Below are 19976 nucleotides of genomic sequence, written 5' to 3' on the forward strand. Positions count from 1 at the left end.
CGGCGCGCCGACCCGGGGCCGGCCGGGGTCGTTCTTCACCCCGGCCGGGTGGAGGTTCACCCGGGTGAGGAGCAGGGGCCCGATGCAGCAGACTGGGCGCACCCGCCCCCTGGAGGTGCTCATGACCCTGACCGAGTTCGTGCTGGCACGGATCGCCGACGACGAGGCGGCGGCGCGCCGCGGGGCGCCCCACGCCCCGGGGGGCCGCTGGTCCCCGGAGCGGCTCCTCGCGGAGTGCGAGGCGAAGCGTGCCCTGGTCGAGCTGGCGTACGAGGCCACCGGCCTCGACATGACCGTCGACCTGGACAGGGACGTCCGGGCCCGGGCCGAGAGCGGCATCGACTTCGTGGGCGAGCGCATGCTGCTCGCGCTCGCTCTGCCCTACGCCGACCACCCGGACTTCCGGCGCGACTGGCATCCCTGAACGGGGCCGGGCAGGCCGGGCCCGCGGGACGCCCTCCTGTGGATTCCACCCGCTCAGGGCGGCCCGCCGTCGCGGTGACGGCGACATACTCGTCGTGTCCCGCCGTCACCGCACGGCGTCCGCGACGAGGCCCCGGGAGGCGCGATGACGGACCTGCGCCGGGCGGGGTGCCGGCTGGGCGCCTACCTGCTCCCGGGTGACCCGACCTGGCTGGCCCGCACCCTGCCGCGCTACTACGACCTGCTGGACGTGCTGGTCGTCCCGGTGCCGGCCGACGGCCTCGGGTGGACGGGCGCGCCGGTGCCGGTCGCCGAGTGCCTGGCGACGGTCCACGCCCTCGACACCCGCGGCATCGTCGAGGAGGTGCCCGGCACCTGGCAGGACCCGCAGCGGCCGCTGCGCGCCGACACGGCGCAGCGCCAGGCGGCCCTCGACGCCCTGGTCGGCCGGGTCGACTGGGTGCTGCAGCTCGACAACGACGAGCTGCTGCCCGACCCGGCCCCGCTGCTCGCCGCGGTCGACGAGGCCCGCGCGCTCGGCCTGGAGGCGGTCGAGTGGCCGATGCGGGTGCTGTACCGGCGCACGGCCCGGCACGTGCTGGAGGTGTGCGCCGACGACGGCGGCCCGTTCCACGAGTACCCGGGCCCGGTGGCGGTGCGCGCGGGGGCGCGCCTGGTCGAGGCCCGCCGGACCGACGGCCCGTTCCTGCGGGTGGTGGTGGCGGGCGACCGCACGTCCCTGCAGGTGCGCCGCCCGCCCGGCGAGGACGAGTACCGCCGGGTGCTGGCCCGCCCCGGCGAGGCGATCGTGCACGACTCCTGGGCCCGCACCCCGGCGGAGATCCGGCGCAAGACCCGCTCGTGGGGGCACGCCCGGGACACGCGGTTCCCCGCCTACTACTGGCTGCGGTGGTGGCCGTCGCCGGTGACGTGGCGCTGGCAGCGGGACCTGCACCCGTTCTCCCACGGGCTGTGGCCGCGGCTGCGGCGCGTCCCGAGCGGGGGGCTGGTCGGTGAGTGAGGCCGGCGCGCACAGGGCGGCCGCGGGGCGGCACGTGGTCGTCGTGCTGAGCTACCGGGGCCGCGACGACACCCTGCGGTGCGTCGCCTCGATCCTCGACGCCCCGGACGCGCCCGGCGCCCCGGCGGCGGACGCGCCGCGGGTACTCGTCGTCGACAACGGGTCGCACGACGGCGTGCTCGCCGCCGCGGCCCGGCGCTGGCCCGCCGTCGCCACCCTGCAGACGGGCACCAACCTCGGGTTCGCGGGCGGGATGAACGCCGGCGTCCGCCGGGCGCTCGACGACGGCGCCGCCGTCGTCACCGTGCTGAACAACGACACCGTCGTGGTGCCGGGCGCGCTGGGACGGCTCGCGGCCCGGGCCAGGGGCGGGCGAGTCGCGGTGAGCCCCGAGGTGCGGTACCTCGACGCGCCCGGGCGGGTGTGGTTCGGCGGGGCACGCCTGGACCCGCACGACGGCCTCCCCCGCCACCTGTCCGCGCGCGAGACCGCGGCGCTGCGGGCCCGCGCCACGGCCCGCCGGGCGGCCCGCGACGACGACCCGTACCCCGTGGACCTGCTGTCGGGGTGCTGCGTCACCGCCTCGGGCGCCGTGTGGGACGCCGTCGGCGGCTTCGACGAGCGCTACTTCCTGGACTTCGAGGACTCGGACTGGAGCGTGCGCGCCCGGCGGGCGGGGGTGCGGCTCGAGGTCGACCCGCGGGCCGTGGTGCACCACGCCGTGTCGGCGTCGTTCGTCGGGGCGTACTCGTACCTCGGCCTGTACTACTACGCGCGCAACGCGCTGCTGTTCGCCCGCACCGGCGGCCGGCACCCCCGCCGCGGGCGCCACGCGCTGCAGGTGGCACGACTGCTGCGGTACCGGCTGCTGCCCCTGCCCGTGCGCGCGGCCCGGCAGGACGGTGGCCTCGACGGGGCACGCCGGGCGCTCGTGCTCACGGCCGCCCTCGGCGCGCACGCCGCACGCCGCTACGGGCGCGCACCCGCGTGGCTGGAACGGTCTGCAGCGGGTTGGGTGAATTCGGCCGCTGCCGGGTGAAACCGCCAGATCGCGCGGTTCCCAGGGCCCGTGGCGGCGTTACGTTGGCGGCACCCCGAGGGAGTGCGAGGACGACATGCCCGACCAGCGGACCCCGGCGATCAGCGTGCGCGGCCTGTCGAAGACGTACCGGATCGCCCGCGGCGGACTGCAGACCAACCGCGCCACGGAGGCGGCCCTGCACCGCCTGCGCCACCCCCTGCACCGCACCCGGTACGAGCAGTTCGGCGCCCTGCGCGACATCGACCTCGACGTCCCCTGGGGCGAGGCCGTCGGCATCGTCGGGCGCAACGGCGCGGGCAAGAGCACCCTGCTGAAGATCCTCACCCGGATCACCGCGCCGACCACCGGCCGGATCGAGCTCGGCGGCCGGGTCGGCAGCCTCCTCGAGGTCGGCACCGGCTTCCACCCGGAGCTGACCGGGCGGGAGAACATCTTCCTCAACGGAGCCCTGCTGGGCATGCGCAGGCGGGAGATCCAGCGCCGGTTCGACGAGATCGTGGAGTTCTCCGGCATCGCGAAGTTCCTGGAGACGCCCGTCAAGCGGTACTCGTCCGGCATGTACGTGCGCCTGGCCTTCTCCGTCGCCGCGCACCTGGAGACGGAGATCCTCGCCATCGACGAGGTGCTGGCCGTCGGGGACGCCGAGTTCCAGTCGAAGTCGCTGCGCAAGATGCGCGACGTCGCCCGCGACGGCCGCACGGTGCTGTACGTCAGCCACCAGGCGCACACGGTGACCAGCCTGTGCACGTCGGCCATGTACCTGGACCGCGGCCGGCTGGTGCACCACGGCACCGTCGACGAGGCGATGGCCGCCTACCGCGACAGCTTCGACGACTTCCAGGCCGCGCAGCAGGACGCGGCGCGGCGGCCCGGCACCGGGGCGTTGCGCTTCACGCACGCGGAGCTGGGCTCGACGACGCCCGAGCCCGTCGAGGACAAGGTCGTCGAGTTCGCCGTCGGCGCCAATCCCGCCCTGGTGGGCAAGTACTTCGTGTCGTGCCACGTCAACGACGTGAACGGCAACGTCGTCGTGCAGTGCGACTCCCGGCTCGTCGGCACCTGGTTCGACCCCGCCGAGGAGCACAAGGGTTCGCTGCGGATCAAGGGGCTGTGGTTGCGCCCCGGCCGGTACACCGTCGACCTGTACCTGTGCGCCGCCGGGATCCTCGACGCGTGGGAGGGCGCGGCGGCGTTCGAGGTGCTGCCCGTGACCCCGTACCCCGAGCTGACGTCCGACGAGGCCATGTCCCACGGCGCCGTGCTCGCCGACTTCGACTACGAGGCGTGGTGAACGCGCATGACGACACAGGCCACACCGGCCACACCGGCACCCACGGCCGAGCACCGCACGGTCATCACCCCGCCCGGCCGGCTCCACCTGCCCGCGTGGCGCGAGCTGTGGGAGGCGCGCGAGGTGCTGTACCGGTTCGGGGCGCGCGACGTCGTGCTGCGCTACCGGCAGACGGCGGTCGGCGTCGCCTGGGTGGTGCTGCAGCCGCTCGCGTCGGCGGGCGTGTTCGCGCTCGTGTTCGGCGCGGTGGCGGGCCTGTCCAGCGACGGGGTGCCGTACATCGTCTTCAGCCTCGTCGGCATGCTCGCGTGGAACCTGTTCAACGGGGTCGTGTCACGGGCCGCGCCGTCGCTCGTGGCGAACCAGGCCCTCGTCTCCAAGGTGTTCTTCCCCCGGATGCTCGTGCCGCTGTCGGTGGTGCTGGCCGTCCTGCTGGACTTCCTCGTCGGCCTGGGGCTGCTCGTGGTGCTGCTCGTCGTGTTCGGCGTCTCGCCCGGCTGGGGCGTGCTCGCGACGCCGCTGTGGGTGCTGCTCACGATCCTCGTCGCCAGCGGCCTCGGCCTGGCGGGCGCCGCCGTCACCGTGCGGTACCGCGACGTCAACTACGCGCTGCCGTGGGTGCTGCAGCTCGCCCTGTACGGCACCCCGGTCGCGTACTCCCTGACGTCCGTCCCCGACGACCTGCGGTGGCTGTTCCTCGTCAACCCGCTCACGTGGCTGCTCGAGGGCTACCGGTGGTCGCTGCTCGGGTTCGCCGCCCCGCCCCTGTGGCAGATCGCCGGGGCCGTCGGCGTGAGCGTGCTCGTCTTCCTCGGAGGCACCCTCGTGTTCTCCCGCATGGAACGGGCGTTCGCCGATGTCATCTGAGACGGTGCCCGCTCCCCGCGCGACGGCGGGGACCGCCCGCCTCGTGCACCTGATCACCCCCGGCGACCACTTCTCGCCCCGGACGGGCAGCGCCGTCGCGACGGTCGTGCACGGGCTGTCCGCGACGACGCCCGACGACGCCCCGCGGCCCGCGGTCCTCGTCGCGGCGGGCACGTACCCCGAGCGGTACGCGAGCGCCGACACGGTCGAGTACCCGCTCACCGCCCGCCGGTCGGACCGGCTGGTCGACGGCGTCCTCGGACGGGCGGCGGGCGTGCGCCCCCGCGCCCGGCGCACCCTGCGGCCCGCCCTCGCCGGGCAGCGCGCGTGGGAGCCGGGGGTGCTGCTCGCCCACAACCTGCCGCAGGCGGTCGCCCTCGTCGACACCGCCCGGCACGCCCCCGTGCTGTACGCGCACAACCAGCTGCTGCGCACCTACACGAGGCGCGAGGCCGCCCGCACGCTCGGCCCCGCGGCCGCGATCGTCGCCGTCAGCGACCACCTCGCCGGCGTGCTCGCCCCCCGGCTGCCCGCCGGCCTCGCCGACCGCGTCGTCGTGGTGCGCAACGGCGTCGACACCGCCGCGTTCGCCGCCCCCGAGCGCCCCGACGACGGCGTGCTGTCCGTGGTGTTCGTCGGCCGCGCCGTGCCCGACAAGGGGGCGGACGTGCTGGTGGACGCCGTGGTGCGGCTCGCCCGCCGGGACGTGCGGCTGGAGGTCGTGGGCGGCGCCGGCTTCGCGCCCCGCGCCCCCCTGACCCCCTACGAGCGCGACCTGCGCCGCCGCGCCGTCCCCGCCGCGGACCGGATCCGCTTCCGCCGGTTCGTGCCGCGCGACGTCGTCCCCGCCCTCCTCGCCGCCGCAGACGTCGCCGTCGTGCCCTCCCGCTGGCCCGACCCCTGCCCGCTCACCGTGCTGGAAGGCATGGCCTCCGGCGCCGCCCTCGTCGCCTCCGCCGTCGGCGGCATCCCCGAGACCGCCGGCCGGGCGGGCACGCTCGTCCCGGCCGGCGACGTCGACACCCTCACCGGCGTGCTCGCCGCCCTGGCCGACGACACCGCGCTGCTGCGCCGCCGCCAGCTCGCCGCCCGCGACCATGCCGCCGCTCGCGACTGGGCCGTGGTCCGCACCGAGCTCGACCACGAGCTCGCCTCGTTCGTGCCCTGACGCTCAGGAGGACCCGTGGTTCGAAGGATCGTGGACGTCGCCGGGATCGGGCCCGGTGACCTGGCCGCCTGGCGCGACCTCGCCGGACGGGCCGCCGAGCCCAACGTCTTCTACGAGCCCGAGTTCCTCGTGCCCACGCAGCGCTGGTTCGGCGTCGGGCGCGGCATCCGGCTGCTCGTGGTGCGCGACGCCGGCCGCTGGCAGGCGGTGCTGCCGTTCGAGCACGTGCCCGCCGACCGGTGGTGGCCGCTGCCGCACGCGTCGAACGCGGGCCCTGCCCTGTTCGAGTACACGTCCCTGGGCACGCCTCTCGTCGACGGGGACGCGCCCGGCGTGGCCGCGGGGCTGCTCGTGGACGCGCTCGCGGCCGCGCGGCGCACCCTGGGCCTCGCGGTGGTGCTGCACCTGGTGGGCGCCGGTGGGCCCGTCCTCGACGGCCTGCGCGCACGCGCCCGGGCACGGGGGCTGGGCGCGCACGTGTGGGGCGGCGACGAGCGGGCGGCGGTGGACCTCGCCGCCCGCCCGGGGTGGTCCTGGGAGGCCGGGGCGACGGGCTCGCGCGCGGCGGAGCACCGCCGCAAGGTCCGGAGGCTCGCACGCGACCTCGGCGCCCCGGACGCCACGCCTCGCCCGGTGCCCTGCGACCCCGAGGCCTACCTGGACTTCGAGGCGACGACCTGGAAGGGCGGTCCCGACGGGCCGGCGTTCCGCCGACGGGCGGGCGGAGCGCGGTGGTTCGCCGACGTGCTGCGCGGGTTCGCCGCGGACGGTCGGGCGTGGCAGCACGAGATCTCGGGGCCGCGCGGGGTGGCGTACGCGGGCGTGGTCCTGCGCTCCGGGGGCACCGTCTTCGGTTGGTACGACGCGTACCACGGCGACTACGCCCGGTCGTCGCCCGGTACCGTCGGCCGGCTCCTCGCCGCCGAGCAGGTCGGCCACGAGCCCGGCGTCCGGCTCCTGGACACCTGCATGGACCCGTGCCGCTACCCCGACCAGACGGCGCACTATCCCGACCGGGTCCGTACCTCGTCGTTCACCCTGGGGCTGGCCGGCGGTCCGGTGCGCGCGCTCGTCCACGGGCGGCGCGAGGCGGGCCGGCTCTCGCGGGGTGTGCGCGGGCTCGCGTCCGCGAGCAGGTCCGGCGCCCGGTGAGCGCCGTCACCGCCCGCCTGCGGCGCCTCGTGGCCGAACGGCTCCGGGACCGCCTCGGCGTGCACGACGACGCACGTCTGCCCCGGATCCCCGCCGAGGGTGTCGTGGCGCCCGACGTGGTCCTCCGCCGCTACCGACCGGAGGACGCCGATTCCCGCCTGCGGCTCGAGTCCTCGCCCGGCCTGGACCGCTGGGACGCCCGCTGCCGGTCGGCGACCACGCGGGCGGAGTTCGACGCCTGGCTCGCGGAGCAGCAGCGCCGCTACGCCGCGGCGCGCGGCCCCTGCTCGCTCGCCGTCTGCGCCCCGGGCGCCCCCGACCTCCTGGGCGATCTCACCTTCTGGCGGCTGCGCGACCGGTGGAACAGCGTCGAGCTCGGCGTGGCCATGCTCCCGGACGCGCGGAACCTGCGGTGGGTGCTCGCCACCGGGGCCGCGGTCGTGCCGTGGCTGCACGCCCAGGGCGTGCAGCGGGTCGAGGCGCACCACGTCGTCGGGCACGACGCCGCCTGCTTCGTCGCCCGGGCCGGCGGTCTGGCGGTCGAGGGCGTGCTGCGCGGCGTCTTCCCGCAGCACGCCGGTGACGGGACGACGCGGTGGCTCGACGCCTGCGCCCACGCCTCCGTCGCTCCGTGACCGGCCGGCGGGGAGTCACACGCATCGTGAGCCGCGCTGTGCCGATCGGGTGACTTTCGGACCTCGCACAGCTCGCGGGCGATCAGTGGGGGCTGCTCACCACTGCCCAGGCCACCGCCGCCGGAGTGAGCAAGATGCAGCTCAGCAGAATGGTCCACAACAGGGAGCTCGATCGGGTCGAGCACGGCGTCTATGCCACACCCACGGGAGCGACGGCCGAGTACGCCGGCCTCCGGGCGCAGTGGCTCGCTCGGGACCCCGGCCGGACGGCCGAGGAACGCCTCTCCGACCCACACACAGCGGGCGTGGCGTCGCACACCACGGCCGCACGCCTTCACGACATCGGCGACCTCCCCGACGACGTCTACGAGATGACGTCCCGGCCCGCCGGCAGACCCGCCGGGCCGGCCTGCGGATCCACGTCACCGCACTCGACCCTGCTCACGTGACGCTCGTCGAAGGGCTGCCCGCCACGACGGTCGAACGCACGATCGCCGATCTCGTGCGCGACGGGCACGACCTGAGCCACATCGCCAACGTCCTGCGTGACGCGGTGCGGGCCGGACACACCACGGCGCCCCGAACCCACGAGACCGATCCTCCACGCCGCGCCGTCAGCGACCTCGCGCGCCGCATCCACAAGCAGACAGGCAGGCCGACCCAGGCCCTGGTCAGGAACTTCGTCGAGGTGGGCTCCGAGCTCCAGCCGAACGTGCGCACCCTCCGGGTCTCGGTCGAGGTGTACGCGGGCACCAAGCGTGCCGAGCAGTCTCATATCGACCTCGTCACCGGATCGATGATGACCAGCGATCCTGAGACGAGTGTCCGTCGGCCCGACGTCGTCGTGCCCGACGTGTCACCATCGGTCGTCCTGCTCTACCCGGTGGTCGACCACGTCGCGGACAAGGTGTGCGCGACCGAGACCACCTACTACCGCCAGCGCCGCGTGGAGCGCCACCGCCGGAGCCTGGCAGCGGCAGGACCGGTGAGGCAGACGATCGGCTACACCTCACCCGCCGTGGACGGCGCGTACGCCCCCACGTAGCGGCCGCGGGCGAGCCGCACCACGTTGCGCTTGACGTCGTACGGGTAGAAGCGCCAGTTGGGCAGGGCCCACTCGCGCACGACGGCGTCCGCGGCCCGCGCCCGCTCCGCGGCGTCGACGGGCGCCGTCAGGCACTCGGCGAGCATGTGCCGCAGCAGGGACCACTGCGGGAACGCGACCGGGCGGCGGAAGCCCGGGTCGTAGGTGCGCACCTGGTCGAGGACGTCGCCGCCCTGGACCTTGTTCGTCTGGGCGTCGTGGCGGCGGGAGACGAACAACCGCTCGGGCACCTGCACCCAGGGGGCGCGCATCGCCATCTTCACACCCAGGGCGATGTCGCCGCCGTAGTAGCCGGGCAGGCCGCCCATCCGGCGCAGCGTGGCCGTGCGGTGCACGCCGCCGAACCCGATGACCTGGTAGGCGTGCCGGGCGAGGAACGTCCGCACCCGCTCCGCCGGGGACACCCCGTCGAGGTCCAGGGCGGTGTCGTCCATGCGGCCCACGGGCCGGTCCTCTGCGTCCACGAGGTCGACGCCCGAGAACGCGATCGTCGCCTCGGGCCGCTCCGCCAGGGCCACCCGGCAGGCGGCCAGGTGCCCCGGCCGCACGACGTCGTCGGCCCCGTTCCACATGAAGTACGGCGCCCGCGCGGCCGCGAGCACGCGGTTCCAGTTCCACGGGACGCCGCGGTTGCGGTCGCTGCGCAGCAGCCGGAACCGGGCGTCGGCGGCGACGAAGCGCTCCGCGATCGCGACGGTGGCGTCGGTGGAGGCGTTGTCCGCGACGAGCACCTCGACGTCGTCCAGCTCCTGGTCGCGCAGCGCCGCGAGCGTCCGCTCCAGGAACCGTGCGCCCTGGTAGACGGGCACCCCCACGGTGAGCAGCGGGCTGTCGGGCACGCCCATGGCGTCCTCCTTCGTCGGCGACGAGCCGGTTTCGAGCGTAGGCCGGGCCGGTCTCGGGGCGGTCACCCGCACCCGGGTGATATCGCCCGGGAGCGGGGTGAGATCGCGCCCGGACCCTCGTCGTGCGGGCCCGGCGGCGGGACGATCGGAGCATGTCCGCGCCTCCGCCCGCCCCCGCGTCGCCGGCCCCGCTGGTGTCGGTCGTCGTCGCGACCGACCGCGGCGGCCCGCACCTGGCCGAGGCGCTGGCGTCCGTGCGCGACCAGACGTACCCGCGGATCGAGTGCGTGCTGGTGGACGACGGGTCCGCCGACCCGGCGGCCCTGCGCGCGATCACGGACGCCTTCGACGGCGTCGTCGTGCACCGGCAGTCGAACGCCGGCGTGTCCGTGGCGCGCAACGAGGGCGTGCGGCACACGTCCGGCGAGTTGCTGGTCTTCCTCGACGACGACGACCGGTGGCACCCCGAGCGCGTCGCCCGGCAGGTGGCGGCGCTCGCCGCGCGGCCCGACGCCGTCGTCGCCTACTGCGGCATGCGCACCGTGGACGAGCTCGGCCACGAGCTCGTGCCCGCCGACCAGCGACCCGTGCGCGACGCACACGACGTGCTGCGCCGCGGCACCGGGATCATCCTGCCCAACGTGATGATCCGCCGCGCCACCTTCCTGCGCGTCGGCGGGTTCCACCCCGCGTTCCGCCGGGCCCAGGACCTCGACCTCGTGCTCAAGGCCGCCCTGGAGGGCCCGTTCGCGTTCGTGCCCGAGACGCTCGTCGACTACCGCCACCACCCGGGCAACAACACCCGCCGGCACCGCGAGCTGGCCCGCAGCATCGACCACGTCGTGCGCCTGCACCGCTGGAATGCCCGCGAGCGCGGGCGCACCGACCTCGTGGCCGACCACACCGTGAGCCTGGCCGCCAACGGGCGGTTCGCGGCGTGGAGCGCGGCCCGCGCGGCCCGGCGGCGGCTCGCCGGCCCGGTGGGAGCGGTCGCCGTCGGCGCCGCCGTCGGGGAGCTGGCATGGGCGCTCCGGTTCGCGCCCGGCGCCCCCGTGTCGTGGCTGCGGCGGCGGCTGGGCGCCTGACCGCCCCGACGGCCTCGACCGACGCGTCGGATCGTGTGGTGGCGGCGGGACTCAGTCGTCGGTGACCGACCCCGGTCCGGTGACGGCATACCGGGCGGCGAAGGTGCGGACGGCCTCGTCGACCACCTGGACGGCGCGTTCGGGGCTCACCTGCCAGCCAGGCAGCAGGAGGGCCGGCCAGAAGAGGTGGTTGGAGATCATGCCCAGGAACTGCGTGGCTGCGAGGTCCGCGTCGTCGACCCGCACCGTCCCCGCCTCGTGCTCGGCCAGGAGGTAGCCGCGCACGGACTCGAAGTAGGGCATCTTCCCGTGCGCGAACTGCGCATCGGCGAGCTCGGGGAAGCGCGGCAGCTCGGCGATGACGATCCGGAAGAGGTCGGTCATCTGCGGGCGGCTCAGCAGGGCGGCGTAGCGGCGGCCGACAGCGGTGAGCCCGTCGACGACGTCGCCTGTCGGCGGAGGGTCCTCCTCGTCGGCGGCCGACCAGGACTCGGTGACGATGGCGTCGAACAGGGCGGCCTTGCTCGGGAACTGCTTGAACAGGGTGGCCCGCGAGACACCCGAACGCTCCGCGATCCGCGCCAGCGACGTCCGGTCGTAGCCCAGCTCGAGGAACAGCGCGGTCGCGGCTGTCACGATCAGCGCGCGCTTCTCCTCGGCGACGCGCTGGTGGTACGTGGGGACAGCCCTGCTCATGCGCCGATGATACGAGGTGAGTGGCTTGACTCACCTCTACACCCCACCTAGTGTCGGCGGAGATGGCGAGTCGAACGACTCACCACTGGCCGCCGTCGATCACCGACCTCGGTCAGTCGCCCACGTACCGGAGGAACGCCCCATGCCTCGCTTCGACGACCAGACCGTGCTCGTGACCGGTGGGACCGGCGGCCAGGGATCGAGCCACGTTCGCGCCTTTCACGCGGAGGGGGCGAACGTGGTGATCGGCGGCATCGACACGGGACGCGGCGCCGCTCTTGTCGACGAGCTCGGGACCCGTGCCTGCTTCACCCGCCTCGACGTCACCGACGAGAGCTCGTGGTCCGCCGCCGTGCTGGCCGCCGAGAGCACGTTCGGCACCCTGGACGTGCTCGTCAACAACGCGGGGATCCAGAACCCGCCCGCGACGATCGACAGCACGGACCCGGCCACGTGGTCGCGCATCCTCGACGTCAACCTCACAGGCGCCTTCCTCGGCATCAAGGCCGCCGCCCCCGCTCTGCGTCGCGCGGGAGGTGGAGCCGTCGTGAACATCGGTTCGACCATGGCCCTCGGCGGCACGGCGCACTACGCGCCGTACGTCGCCAGCAAGTGGGCCCTGCGAGGCCTCACCCGAACGGCGGCGCTCGAGCTCGGCCGGGACCACGTCCGGGTGAACACCATCCACCCCGGCGTCATCGCGACACCCTTCATCCACGAACCGGCCGCCGGCGCCACAGCGCCGATCGCCGACTTCTACTCGCCCGAGCCGTTCGCCGTCCCCCGGCTCGGAGAGCCGGCCGACGTCACCCAGCTCCTGATGTTCCTCACGTCGTCGGACGCGTCCTTCATCACGGGGGCGGAGTACGTCATCGACGGTGGACTCCACCTCGGCCCCGCCCTCCGGTCCGAGGCCGCATGAGCGCCCCGGACGCGACCGGAAGGAACGACCCCGTGCGCGACACGTCCTTGTCCCACCTGCCCGACCGCGTCCGGCGAGCCATCGAGATCACCCCCGCCGCGGGAACGAGCGAACGGATCATCGACGTCACGACGCTGGGTCGCCGCACCGGCAGGCCACACCGCATCGAGATCTTCTTCTACCGAGCCGCGGGCGCCACCTACCTGTGCAGCGGCGCCGGCGGTGGCCCGACCGACTGGCACGCGAACCTTCTCACCGACCCCCGCTTCACCTTCCACCTCAAGAACGGGATCCGCGCGGACCTGGCCGCACGGGCCACGCCCGTCACCGACCCCGCTGAACGCCAGGCCGTGCTGGCCGAGATCGTCGCGGACCTCAACCAGCCCCACGACCCCGGCACCATCCGGCCGACCCGGCTCGCCGACTGGGCCGACAGTCGGCTGATGCGCATCAGCTTCGCCGACGTGCCACCACACGGAGCCGCCGCTACCGCTCCGTCGCGTCCAGCAGGCGGTCCAGCTCGGTGAGCTGGGCGCGCGCCACCTCGCCCAGGCGGCGGGCGGTGGCGGTCACGGCGGCGCGGACCTCCCGCGACCGGTCGGCCACGTCGTCGAGCAGCTTGTCGACCTCGCCCGCGGTGACGTCGCCCGCGTCCAGCACGAGGCCGGCGAGCCCGGCGTCCATCATCAGGGTGCGGACCTTGACGCGGTCGGCCACGGCCACCACGGGCGTCCCGGCCACGAACGCCGCCACGACGTTGTGGAAACGGGACGCGACGACGACGTCGCACGCGGCGAGCCGACGCACCGCCTCGTCGAAGCCCGGCGTGCCCCACCGTTCGAGCGACCGCGCGGCCTCCGCCGTGCCGAGCCGGTGCCCGGCCTCCTCCGCCACGGCGTCGAGGACCGCCAGGTCGGCGACGTCGCCGCCGAGCAGCGCCACGCGGTCGCCCGCGCCCACCCGCCGCACGACGACGTCCGCGAGCGCCTGCACGTACGGGGTGCGGGACAGCTCCGTGTGGGCGCCGGGCCCCAGCCAGGCGAACCGCATCACGCCCAGCGCGACGAGCGGAGGGCGACCCGCCACGGGGGCCGGGGGGGCGGGCGTGTCGGCGGGGGCGGCGGCAAGGACGACGTCGGTGCTCACGGGGTCGTCGGGCCACGCCCCGAGCATGCGCACCAGGGCGGAGCGGCTCGCCAGGTCCCGGAACGAGCGGTACTCGGCCCGCCGCATGGCGCGCACGAACGTGCGCCTTCCCCAGCCGGGCGGCATCGGGGTGCCGCCGACGGCGACGGCCAGGAATCGCCGGCCGCCGGTGCTGGCGGCCCGCGCGAGGGTGAGCAGGCTCAGGGCGCCCACCGGGCCGACCCCGGCGGTCGCCTCGGCCTCGAAGGCGCCGCCGCCGGCGACCACCAGCACGTCGAGCCCACGAGCCGTCCGGCGGGCCTTGTGCAGCCTGCGCCACGCGCTCGTCCCCCGGCGCAGCGCCCTCCGCACGCGCCCGCCCGAGAGTGGCACGTCGTCGTCCGGGCCGAGCGTCACCACCGGCAGTCCCTCCAGACCCGGTACCTGGTCGGGGGTCCCGGCGTACGTCAGCAGGACGACGTCGTGGCGCCCGGCGAGGTGCGTGGCGAACGCCCGCGCCGTGGCGTCGTTGCCCGTGTTGCCGGTGCCGAACCCGCCCAGCAGCCCGACCCTCACGGCGCCAGCACCGCCTTGCGCACCACGAACGCCTCGGCATAGCGGGCGCGGCACTCGACGCCGCGCAGCCGCATCAGCGACGTGAACGTCTCGTCGTCCCACCAGTCCCTGCCCACCTGGGAGGGGTAGCTCTTGGTGAGCAGCTCGACCTTGCGCCGGGCGTTCTCCGGGGACACGGGCACGTAGTGGGTGGCGCCCGCCATGTCGCCGTCCCACTTGGGGATCTCGTACTCCCACACGAGCGCGTCCCGCCACACCGTCGTGACGAGCTCGGCGACGGTGCGGTGGTCCTGGTGGGCGTCGTCGCGGCGGGGGCAGAGCACGAGATCAGGCCGGACGTGCGCGGCGAGCCGCTCCAGCGCGGCCTTGGCGTCGCCCCAGCGGGCGGGCAGCCGGCCGTCGGGCAGGTCCTCGGCGTGCACGCGCGCGCCGGGGACGAACGCCTCGGCGGCCGCACGGGCCTCGGCCCGCCGCTCGGGGGTGCCGGTGAGCGTCGCGAACGTGGCGCGCAGGGCGCGCCGCCCGGCGAGCTCGAGCAGGGTGCCGCCGCAGCCGATCTCGATGTCGTCCGGGTGCGCGCCGAGGCACAGCAGCTCCAGGTCGTGGTCCGGCACGTCCAGCGCGAGGGTGGCGCTCATGCTCGCACCGCCCTCGGCGCGGGCAGGCGGGTGACGGCCGCCCCCCGGTCCGCGACGTCGGGCAGGTCGACCACGGGCACCCGCCGCCCCGCCGCGGCCGGGCGGCCGTCGTCGCGCCACACCGCCCAGGGGCAGCGGCCGGTGCGGTACAGCTCCTCCAGCGCGGAGCGTTCCTTGAGGGTGTCCATGGGCGCCCAGAAGCCGTCGTAGCGCACGGCCCGGAACCGCCCGTCGTGGGCGGCCCGCACGCAGCCGTCCATCACCAGGTCGTCGCCGGCGTCCAGGTAGTCGAAGATGCCCTGGCGCAGCACGAAGTAGCCGCCGTTGATGCGCATCTCCATGTCGGCGACGGGCTCGATGCCGGTGAGGTGCCCCGCGGGGTCGATCTTCACCACGTGGAACGAGTCCTGCGGGTCGACGGCGAGCAGCGTGCCGACGTCGCCGGTGACGGCGGACGTCGCCACGAAGTCGTCGACGATGCGGTCCAGCGGCGCGTCGGTCAGCACGTCGCCGTAGTTGGCGAGGAACACGTCGTCGCCGTCGAGGTACGGGCGGACCCGCCGCAGCCGCTCGCCGATCGCGGTGTCCGCACCCGTGTCGACGAAGGTGATGCGCCAGTCGCTGATGTCGCTGGACAGCAGCTCCACCCGGGCGCCGCCCTCGGACAGGACGAAGTCGTTGGAGTGGGTCTCGCGGTAGTCGAGGAAGTAGTCCTTGACCGCCGTGGCGCCGTAGCCCAGCGCCAGCACGAACTCCGTGTGCCCGAAGTGCGCGTAGTACTTCATGATGTGCCACAGGACGGGCCGCGACCCGATCGGCATCATCGGCTTGGGCAGCGAGTCCGGGCCGGAGCGCATCCGCATCCCCAGCCCGCCGCAGAACAGCACGACCTTCATCGCTGCTCCTCCTGCCGGGTCGCCGGGAGGGGCGGCTGGTCGGGCAGCCGTCGGGGCGCGGCCCGCTCCCGCATCGCGGGGGCCACGGGCCGGCCGCGCAGCAGCCCGACGGTGGTGCCGGCGGCGACGGCACGCCGGTACACCGCCAGGGCACCGCGCACCGCCTCGACGGTCTGCTCGACGTCGGCGTCGGTGTGCGCGGCCGAGATGACGAACGACTGCCCGAGGACGCCGCGGGCCAGGAGCTCCTGCAGGAACAGGGTGCGGTACTCCTGGGACGGCTTCCCGTCGGGGCCGCGGGTGCCGAACACGAGGCACGACGGGCGCCCCATGACGGTCACCAGGTCGGCGAGGCCCTCGTCCGCGGCCGCCTCGGCGACCCCGCGGCGCAGCTTCTCGCCCTGGGCCTCCATCCGCCCGACCACGTCCGTGGTCCGGTAGGCGTCGGCGACGGCCAGGTAGGCGGCCAGGCCGGTCGCCTCGGCGCCGTGCGTGGTGGACAGCAGGAACGCCCGCGGCCCGTCGGTGTTCAGCCCGCCGGCCTCCATGAGGTCGGCGCGCCCCACCAGCGCGGACACGGCGAAGCCGTTGCCCAGGGCCTTGCCCCACGTGGACAGGTCAGGCACCACCCCGTACACGGACTGGGCGCCGGCGGTCGCCCACCGCATCCCCGTGATCATCTCGTCGAAGATCAGCACGCAGCCGTCGCGGTCGGCGAGCCGACGCAGCCCCTCGAGGAAGCCGTTCGGCGGCTCGGCGGTCGCGGTCGCCGGCTCGAGGACGAGCGCCGCGACCTGCCCCGGGTGGGCGTCCAGGACGGCGCGGACCGAGTCGAGGTCGCCGTACCGGAACCCGACCGTGAGCGCCTGGGCCGACTCCGGGATCCCGGCGGACATCGCCGTCGTGCCCACGAACCAGTCGTCCGTGGAGAAGAACGGCTGCGTGGCGCAGACGGCGACGAGGTCGCGGCCCGTGGCCGCCCTCGCCAGCTTGACCGCCGCCGTCGTGACGTCCGAGCCGTTCTTGGCGAACTTCACCATCTCGGCGCCCGGCACCTGCGCGCACAGGCGCTCGGCGGCCTCCAGCTCGCGCAGCGTGGGGCGGGTGAAGCTCACGCCGTCCCGCACCGCGCGCGTCACGGCCTCCACGACGGGCGGGTAGGCGTGCCCGAGCGTCACCGCGCGCATCCCCATGCCGTACTCGACGTACCAGTGGCCGTCGGCGTCGAGGACCCGTGCCCCCTCCCCTCGCACCAGCACGGGCGCCATGCCCTCCGGGTACTGGTCGGAGCCCCGGGCGTACGTGTGGGCCCCGCCGGGGACGAGGGCGTGCAGCCGGCGCTGCGCCGCCGCCGAGGCGGCGTAGGAGCGCCCGGTGGTCGTGGCCCTGCGGGGGGTCCCCGTGGTCGTCGTCTGCGCCATCGGATGCTCCTTGCTCAGCGCTGCTCACGAGCTGCTCATGAGGCGGTCCGCACGGGTGCGGCTCCCGATCAGTCTGGGCAGCGCGCGCCGCGCCGTGGAAGGCGCCAGGGGCGAGTTCACCCGGCTCCACGGCGCCCTGATGCCGATTTCATCCGCTGGCCCCGGTCCGCGCCGCGGGCGCCCGGCCTAGCGTGACGGGCATGAAGATCATCGAGACGTCAGTGCCCGGGCTCGTCGTCCTCGAGCCGACCCCGCACCGCGACGAGCGGGGGTACTTCTCGCGCACCTACGACGTCGACGTCGTGGCGGAGGCGGGGATCGACCCCGCCGCGTTCAAGCAGGAGAACCAGTCGCGCTCCTACCAGGGGGTGGTGCGCGGGCTGCACGGCCGGTCGAACGACGGCGAGGCCAAGCTGGTGCGCTGCGCGCACGGCGCCGTCCTCGACGTCGCGATCGACGCCCGCCCCGACTCCCCCACCTTCGGGCGCATGGAGACGTTCCTGCTGGACGACCAGGTGTGCCGCCAGGTCTACATCCCGCGCGGGTTCCTGCACGGGTACCAGGCGCTGACGTCCGTGACGGACTTCGTGTACCGCATCGACGCCTTCTACGGCCCCGACGAGGACGTCACCGTCGCGTTCGACGACCCCGACCTGGCCGTGCCGTGGCCCGCGCCGGTCACCGTCGTCAGCGAGCGGGACCGCCACGGCCTGAGCTGGGCCGGGTACCGGGCGAGCCTCGGGCGCTGACTCCCCCTCCCCCTCGCCGCCGACGTGGTGCGGCTCAGACCTCGCGCGGCATCGGGTCGAGCACGACCCAGCGCCCGCCCTGCTCCTCCACCTCGGGCAGGGCGCGGCGCACCTCGTCCAGCAGGTCCGGCACGAACAGCAGCACCCGGTCCGGGCGCAGCGCCACCAGGTCCGCCGGCGAGACGATCGGGACGCGGCCGCCCGGCATCGTGCGGCCGTGCTTGGCGGTCGACGCGTCGGCGACCGCCACCACCCGCGTCGCGTCGATGCCGGACGCGCGCAGCAGCGCCGAGGTGCGCGACGCCGCCCCGTACCCGGCCACCCGCAGCCCGCGGGCCGCCGCGTCGTCCAGGTAGGCGCGGATGGCGGCGGCCGAGGCGGTCAGCGCGTCCCCGAGCGCGGCCACCCGGGCCGGGTCGAGCACGCCCTCGGCGGTCTCCCGCTCGACCGTCGCCGTCACGGCGGGCGCCTGCCCGCCCCAGCGGGAGCCGTCCTTCGCGAGCGCCAGCATGATCGTGCCGCCGTACAGGGGGAACTCCCACGCGCCGACGGCGGTCAGCCCCACCTCGGCGGCCATCGCCACGAGCGCGGGCGTGGAGTAGTAGGCGAAGTGCCCGTGCCGCAGCGCGTTCCAGATCCCGCCCCGGACGATCGCCGCGAGCGTGTGGTACTGCATCAGCAGGACGCCGTCGTCGGAGAGCCGGTCCCGGCGCTCGAGCAGGGCGGCGCGCTGGTCGGCGTCGTGCATCATCCCGAAGATGTCGACGATCAGCTCGGCCGGCCCCTCCGTGACCTCGACCATGTCGCGGCGCGCGAGCTGCTCGGTCCAGGTGCCGCCGTGCGGGCTCGGGTACTCCAGCACGCGGGTGCCCGGGCGGACGAAGCCGGCCGCCTCGGCGTGGTCGACGGCAGCCTCCGCCTGCGCGACGAGCGCCGCGGGCTCTACCCCGCGCGGCTCCTCCGGCGTCGTCGGGTCCGCCTCCAGCTGGGCCAGGCCGCTCCGGGCACCGACGACCATGCGCAGCGGGTGCTCCGGGTCCGGCGCGGGATCGGTGGGCAGCGGGAAGAGGTCGGCGGGCGGCTGCATGCCCAGGTCGAGGACGACGACTCCCTCGGCGGTCCCGTCCCAGCGGTCCCGCCACGCGGGGTCGGCGGGGGCGAGGTCGGCCAGGTCGAGCGGGGTGCGGGTCTCGGTGGCGTCGGTCACGGGTGTCTCCCAGAGGCGTGCGGCCCGGCGGCGCTCAGCGCAGCCGGAGGGTGGCGAGGTCGAGGCGGCCCGCGTCGGCGAGCTGCCGGATGCGCTCCAGGCGCACGAACCGCGGTCCCTCGAAGTCCGCGGGGGTGAGCGATCGGTCGGCGGCGTCCTTCCAGATCTCCCAGACGCCGTCGGCGACGGTCCAGGCCGGGGCGGCCGCCGGCAGCAGCGTGCGGATCTTGGTGAAGTCCACCCGGTAGTCGCGGGCGTCGGGGCCGGCGCCGTCCGCGAACGACACCGGCGCGCCGGTGATCTCGCTGACCAGCTCGGCCACGGTGCGGATCTGCACGACGTCCTCGTCCCGGCCCACGTTGAACGCCTGGTCGTGGACCACGTCTCGCGGGGCCTCGAGCGCCGCGAGGAACGCGGCCGCGATGTCGCGGGCGTGCACCAGCGGCCGCCACGGCGACCCGTCGGAGGACAGCCGCACCTCGCCGCGCGTGTACGCCGTGCCGGTGAGGTTGTTGACGACGATGTCGGCCCGCAGCCTGGGCGAGGACCCGTACGCGGTGGCGTTGCGCAGGAACGTCGGTGAGAAGCCGTCGTCGGCCAGCGCGGAGATGCCCCGCTCGGCCAGCACCTTGCTCTCTCCGTACGGCGTCACCGGGTGGAACGCGTCGCCCTCGGCGAGCGGCGCGTCACCGCCCGTGCCGTACAGGGAGCACGACGACGAGAACAGGAAGCGGGGCACCCCCGCCGCCTTCGCGGCGCGGGCCGTGTGCACGGCACCCATCGCGTTGACGGCGAACGTCGCCGACGGGTTGAGGTGGCCGAGCGGGTCGTTGGAGATCGCCGCGAGGTGCACCACGGCGTCGAACCCCTCCAGGTCCGCCGGGCGCACGTCGCGGACGTCACCGGTGCGCTGCTCGTACCCGCCGACGGGCGGCCCGAAGTCGCAGCCGTCGTACCAGCCGACGTCCAGGCCGACCACGTCGTGGCCCGCCTCCCGGAGCACGGGGACGAGCACCGCCCCCAGGTAACCGCGGTCACCGTCCACGAGCACGCGCATGGTGGGCTCCCTCCCGCCGGGACGCGGAGGCCGCGCCCTCGAAACGCCGTCCGCT

21 protein-coding genes and 1 pseudogene are annotated in these 19976 nt (G+C 75.2%); 14 read left to right on the forward strand and 8 right to left on the reverse strand.

All coding sequences use genetic code 11. From position 1 onward, the window contains the following. Positions 1-82: 82 nt before the first annotated feature. The 10 genes and pseudogenes from EYB28_RS16700 to EYB28_RS16745 all read left to right on the forward strand — a co-directional run bounded on the left by EYB28_RS16700 (position 83) and on the right by EYB28_RS16745 (position 8644). Positions 83-424 (forward strand): DUF6221 family protein, encoded by a 342-nt coding sequence (locus EYB28_RS16700; RefSeq protein WP_166850176.1) that lies wholly within the window; start codon positions 83-85, stop codon positions 422-424. Between the two features lie 144 nt (positions 425-568). Continuing rightward, positions 569-1444 (forward strand): hypothetical protein, encoded by an 876-nt coding sequence (locus EYB28_RS16705; RefSeq protein ID WP_166850180.1) that lies wholly within the window; start codon positions 569-571, stop codon positions 1442-1444. Continuing rightward, positions 1437-2483, forward strand: a complete 1047-nt coding sequence (locus EYB28_RS16710; RefSeq protein ID WP_166850182.1) for a glycosyltransferase — start codon at positions 1437-1439, stop codon at positions 2481-2483. Before EYB28_RS16705 ends, EYB28_RS16710 begins: the two co-directional genes overlap by 8 nt. A gap of 76 nt (positions 2484-2559) precedes the next feature. Next, on the forward strand, positions 2560-3777 hold the full coding sequence (locus EYB28_RS16715; protein ID WP_166850184.1) for an ABC transporter ATP-binding protein: 1218 nt from the start codon (positions 2560-2562) through the stop codon (positions 3775-3777). A 6-nt stretch (positions 3778-3783) separates the two neighbouring features. Next, positions 3784-4644, forward strand: a complete 861-nt coding sequence (locus tag EYB28_RS16720; protein ID WP_166850186.1) for an ABC transporter permease — start codon at positions 3784-3786, stop codon at positions 4642-4644. After that, positions 4634-5812, forward strand: a complete 1179-nt coding sequence (locus EYB28_RS16725) for a glycosyltransferase family 4 protein (RefSeq protein WP_166850188.1) — start codon at positions 4634-4636, stop codon at positions 5810-5812. Before EYB28_RS16720 ends, EYB28_RS16725 begins: the two co-directional genes overlap by 11 nt. A 15-nt stretch (positions 5813-5827) precedes the next feature. Then, positions 5828-6964 (forward strand): GNAT family N-acetyltransferase, encoded by a 1137-nt coding sequence (locus tag EYB28_RS16730; RefSeq protein WP_166850191.1) that lies wholly within the window; start codon positions 5828-5830, stop codon positions 6962-6964. Beyond that, on the forward strand, positions 6961-7599 hold the full coding sequence (locus EYB28_RS16735; protein WP_166850194.1) for a GNAT family N-acetyltransferase: 639 nt from the start codon (positions 6961-6963) through the stop codon (positions 7597-7599). The genes EYB28_RS16730 and EYB28_RS16735 overlap by 4 nt, the downstream gene beginning before the upstream one ends. Positions 7600-7670: 71 nt before the next feature. Then, positions 7671-8048, forward strand: a pseudogene (locus EYB28_RS20635) (type IV toxin-antitoxin system AbiEi family antitoxin domain-containing protein); the annotation flags it as partial. After that, on the forward strand, positions 8045-8644 hold the full coding sequence (locus tag EYB28_RS16745) for a hypothetical protein (protein ID WP_166850197.1): 600 nt from the start codon (positions 8045-8047) through the stop codon (positions 8642-8644). The pseudogene EYB28_RS20635 and the gene EYB28_RS16745, both read left to right, overlap by 4 nt. On the opposite strand, the gene EYB28_RS16750 is transcribed toward EYB28_RS16745, so the two are convergent. Beyond that, positions 8602-9549: a glycosyltransferase family 2 protein gene (locus EYB28_RS16750; RefSeq protein WP_166850200.1), complete on the reverse strand. Its 948-nt coding sequence runs from the start codon at positions 9547-9549 to the stop codon at positions 8602-8604. The two genes, EYB28_RS16745 and EYB28_RS16750, sit on opposite strands and share 43 nt — an antisense overlap. Before the next feature lie 152 nt (positions 9550-9701). On the opposite strand from EYB28_RS16750, the gene EYB28_RS16755 reads away from it, so the two are divergent. Continuing rightward, positions 9702-10634 carry a glycosyltransferase family A protein gene (locus tag EYB28_RS16755; protein ID WP_166850203.1) on the forward strand — a complete coding sequence of 311 codons (933 nt, stop codon included), beginning with the start codon at positions 9702-9704 and terminating at the stop codon, positions 10632-10634. Between the two features lie 51 nt (positions 10635-10685). On the opposite strand, the gene EYB28_RS16760 is transcribed toward EYB28_RS16755, so the two are convergent. Next, the gene (locus tag EYB28_RS16760; protein WP_166850206.1) at positions 10686-11330 is read right to left on the reverse strand and encodes a TetR/AcrR family transcriptional regulator; all 645 of its coding nucleotides are present in this window, start codon (positions 11328-11330) and stop codon (positions 10686-10688) included. 142 nt (positions 11331-11472) lie between these two features. On the opposite strand from EYB28_RS16760, the gene EYB28_RS16765 reads away from it, so the two are divergent. Beyond that, positions 11473-12252 (forward strand): SDR family oxidoreductase, encoded by a 780-nt coding sequence (locus EYB28_RS16765; protein WP_166850210.1) that lies wholly within the window; start codon positions 11473-11475, stop codon positions 12250-12252. Beyond that, the gene (locus EYB28_RS16770) at positions 12249-12779 is read left to right on the forward strand and encodes a nitroreductase/quinone reductase family protein (protein WP_166850213.1); all 531 of its coding nucleotides are present in this window, start codon (positions 12249-12251) and stop codon (positions 12777-12779) included. The genes EYB28_RS16765 and EYB28_RS16770 overlap by 4 nt, the downstream gene beginning before the upstream one ends. Here the strand turns inward: EYB28_RS16770 and EYB28_RS16775 are convergent. From EYB28_RS16775 to EYB28_RS16790, 4 genes are read right to left on the reverse strand one after another with little or no spacing between them, the layout of a single operon-like run. Beyond that, on the reverse strand, positions 12739-13953 hold the full coding sequence (locus EYB28_RS16775; protein WP_166850216.1) for a polysaccharide pyruvyl transferase family protein: 1215 nt from the start codon (positions 13951-13953) through the stop codon (positions 12739-12741). The two genes, EYB28_RS16770 and EYB28_RS16775, sit on opposite strands and share 41 nt — an antisense overlap. After that, positions 13950-14591, reverse strand: coding sequence for a PIG-L deacetylase family protein (locus EYB28_RS16780; protein WP_166850219.1), 642 nt, complete (start codon positions 14589-14591; stop codon positions 13950-13952). The genes EYB28_RS16775 and EYB28_RS16780 overlap by 4 nt, the downstream gene beginning before the upstream one ends. After that, complete coding sequence (locus EYB28_RS16785) at positions 14588-15487, reverse strand: sugar phosphate nucleotidyltransferase (protein WP_205710949.1); 900 nt, start codon at positions 15485-15487, stop codon at positions 14588-14590. The genes EYB28_RS16780 and EYB28_RS16785 overlap by 4 nt, the downstream gene beginning before the upstream one ends. Then, a complete protein-coding gene (locus EYB28_RS16790) occupies positions 15484-16908 on the reverse strand; it encodes a glutamate-1-semialdehyde 2,1-aminomutase (RefSeq protein ID WP_166850222.1) in 1425 nt (474 codons plus the stop codon). Before EYB28_RS16790 ends, EYB28_RS16785 begins: the two co-directional genes overlap by 4 nt. 200 nt (positions 16909-17108) lie before the next feature. Between EYB28_RS16790 and rfbC the strand changes: the two genes are divergently transcribed. Then, entirely contained in the window at positions 17109-17657 is a 549-nt protein-coding gene (rfbC, locus tag EYB28_RS16795) for a dTDP-4-dehydrorhamnose 3,5-epimerase (RefSeq protein ID WP_166850225.1), read from the forward strand. 34 nt (positions 17658-17691) lie between these two features. On the opposite strand, the gene EYB28_RS16800 is transcribed toward rfbC, so the two are convergent. Together EYB28_RS16800 and EYB28_RS16805 are read right to left on the reverse strand one after the other, a co-directional pair. Further along, on the reverse strand, positions 17692-18864 hold the full coding sequence (locus tag EYB28_RS16800) for a class I SAM-dependent methyltransferase (protein ID WP_240930608.1): 1173 nt from the start codon (positions 18862-18864) through the stop codon (positions 17692-17694). A gap of 34 nt (positions 18865-18898) precedes the next feature. Continuing rightward, the gene (locus EYB28_RS16805; protein ID WP_166850228.1) at positions 18899-19921 is read right to left on the reverse strand and encodes an NAD(P)-dependent oxidoreductase; all 1023 of its coding nucleotides are present in this window, start codon (positions 19919-19921) and stop codon (positions 18899-18901) included. Positions 19922-19976 lie beyond the last annotated feature (55 nt).

Source organism: Isoptericola sp. BMS4 (assembly GCF_011634835.1).
Lineage (GTDB): Bacteria > Actinomycetota > Actinomycetes > Actinomycetales > Cellulomonadaceae > Isoptericola.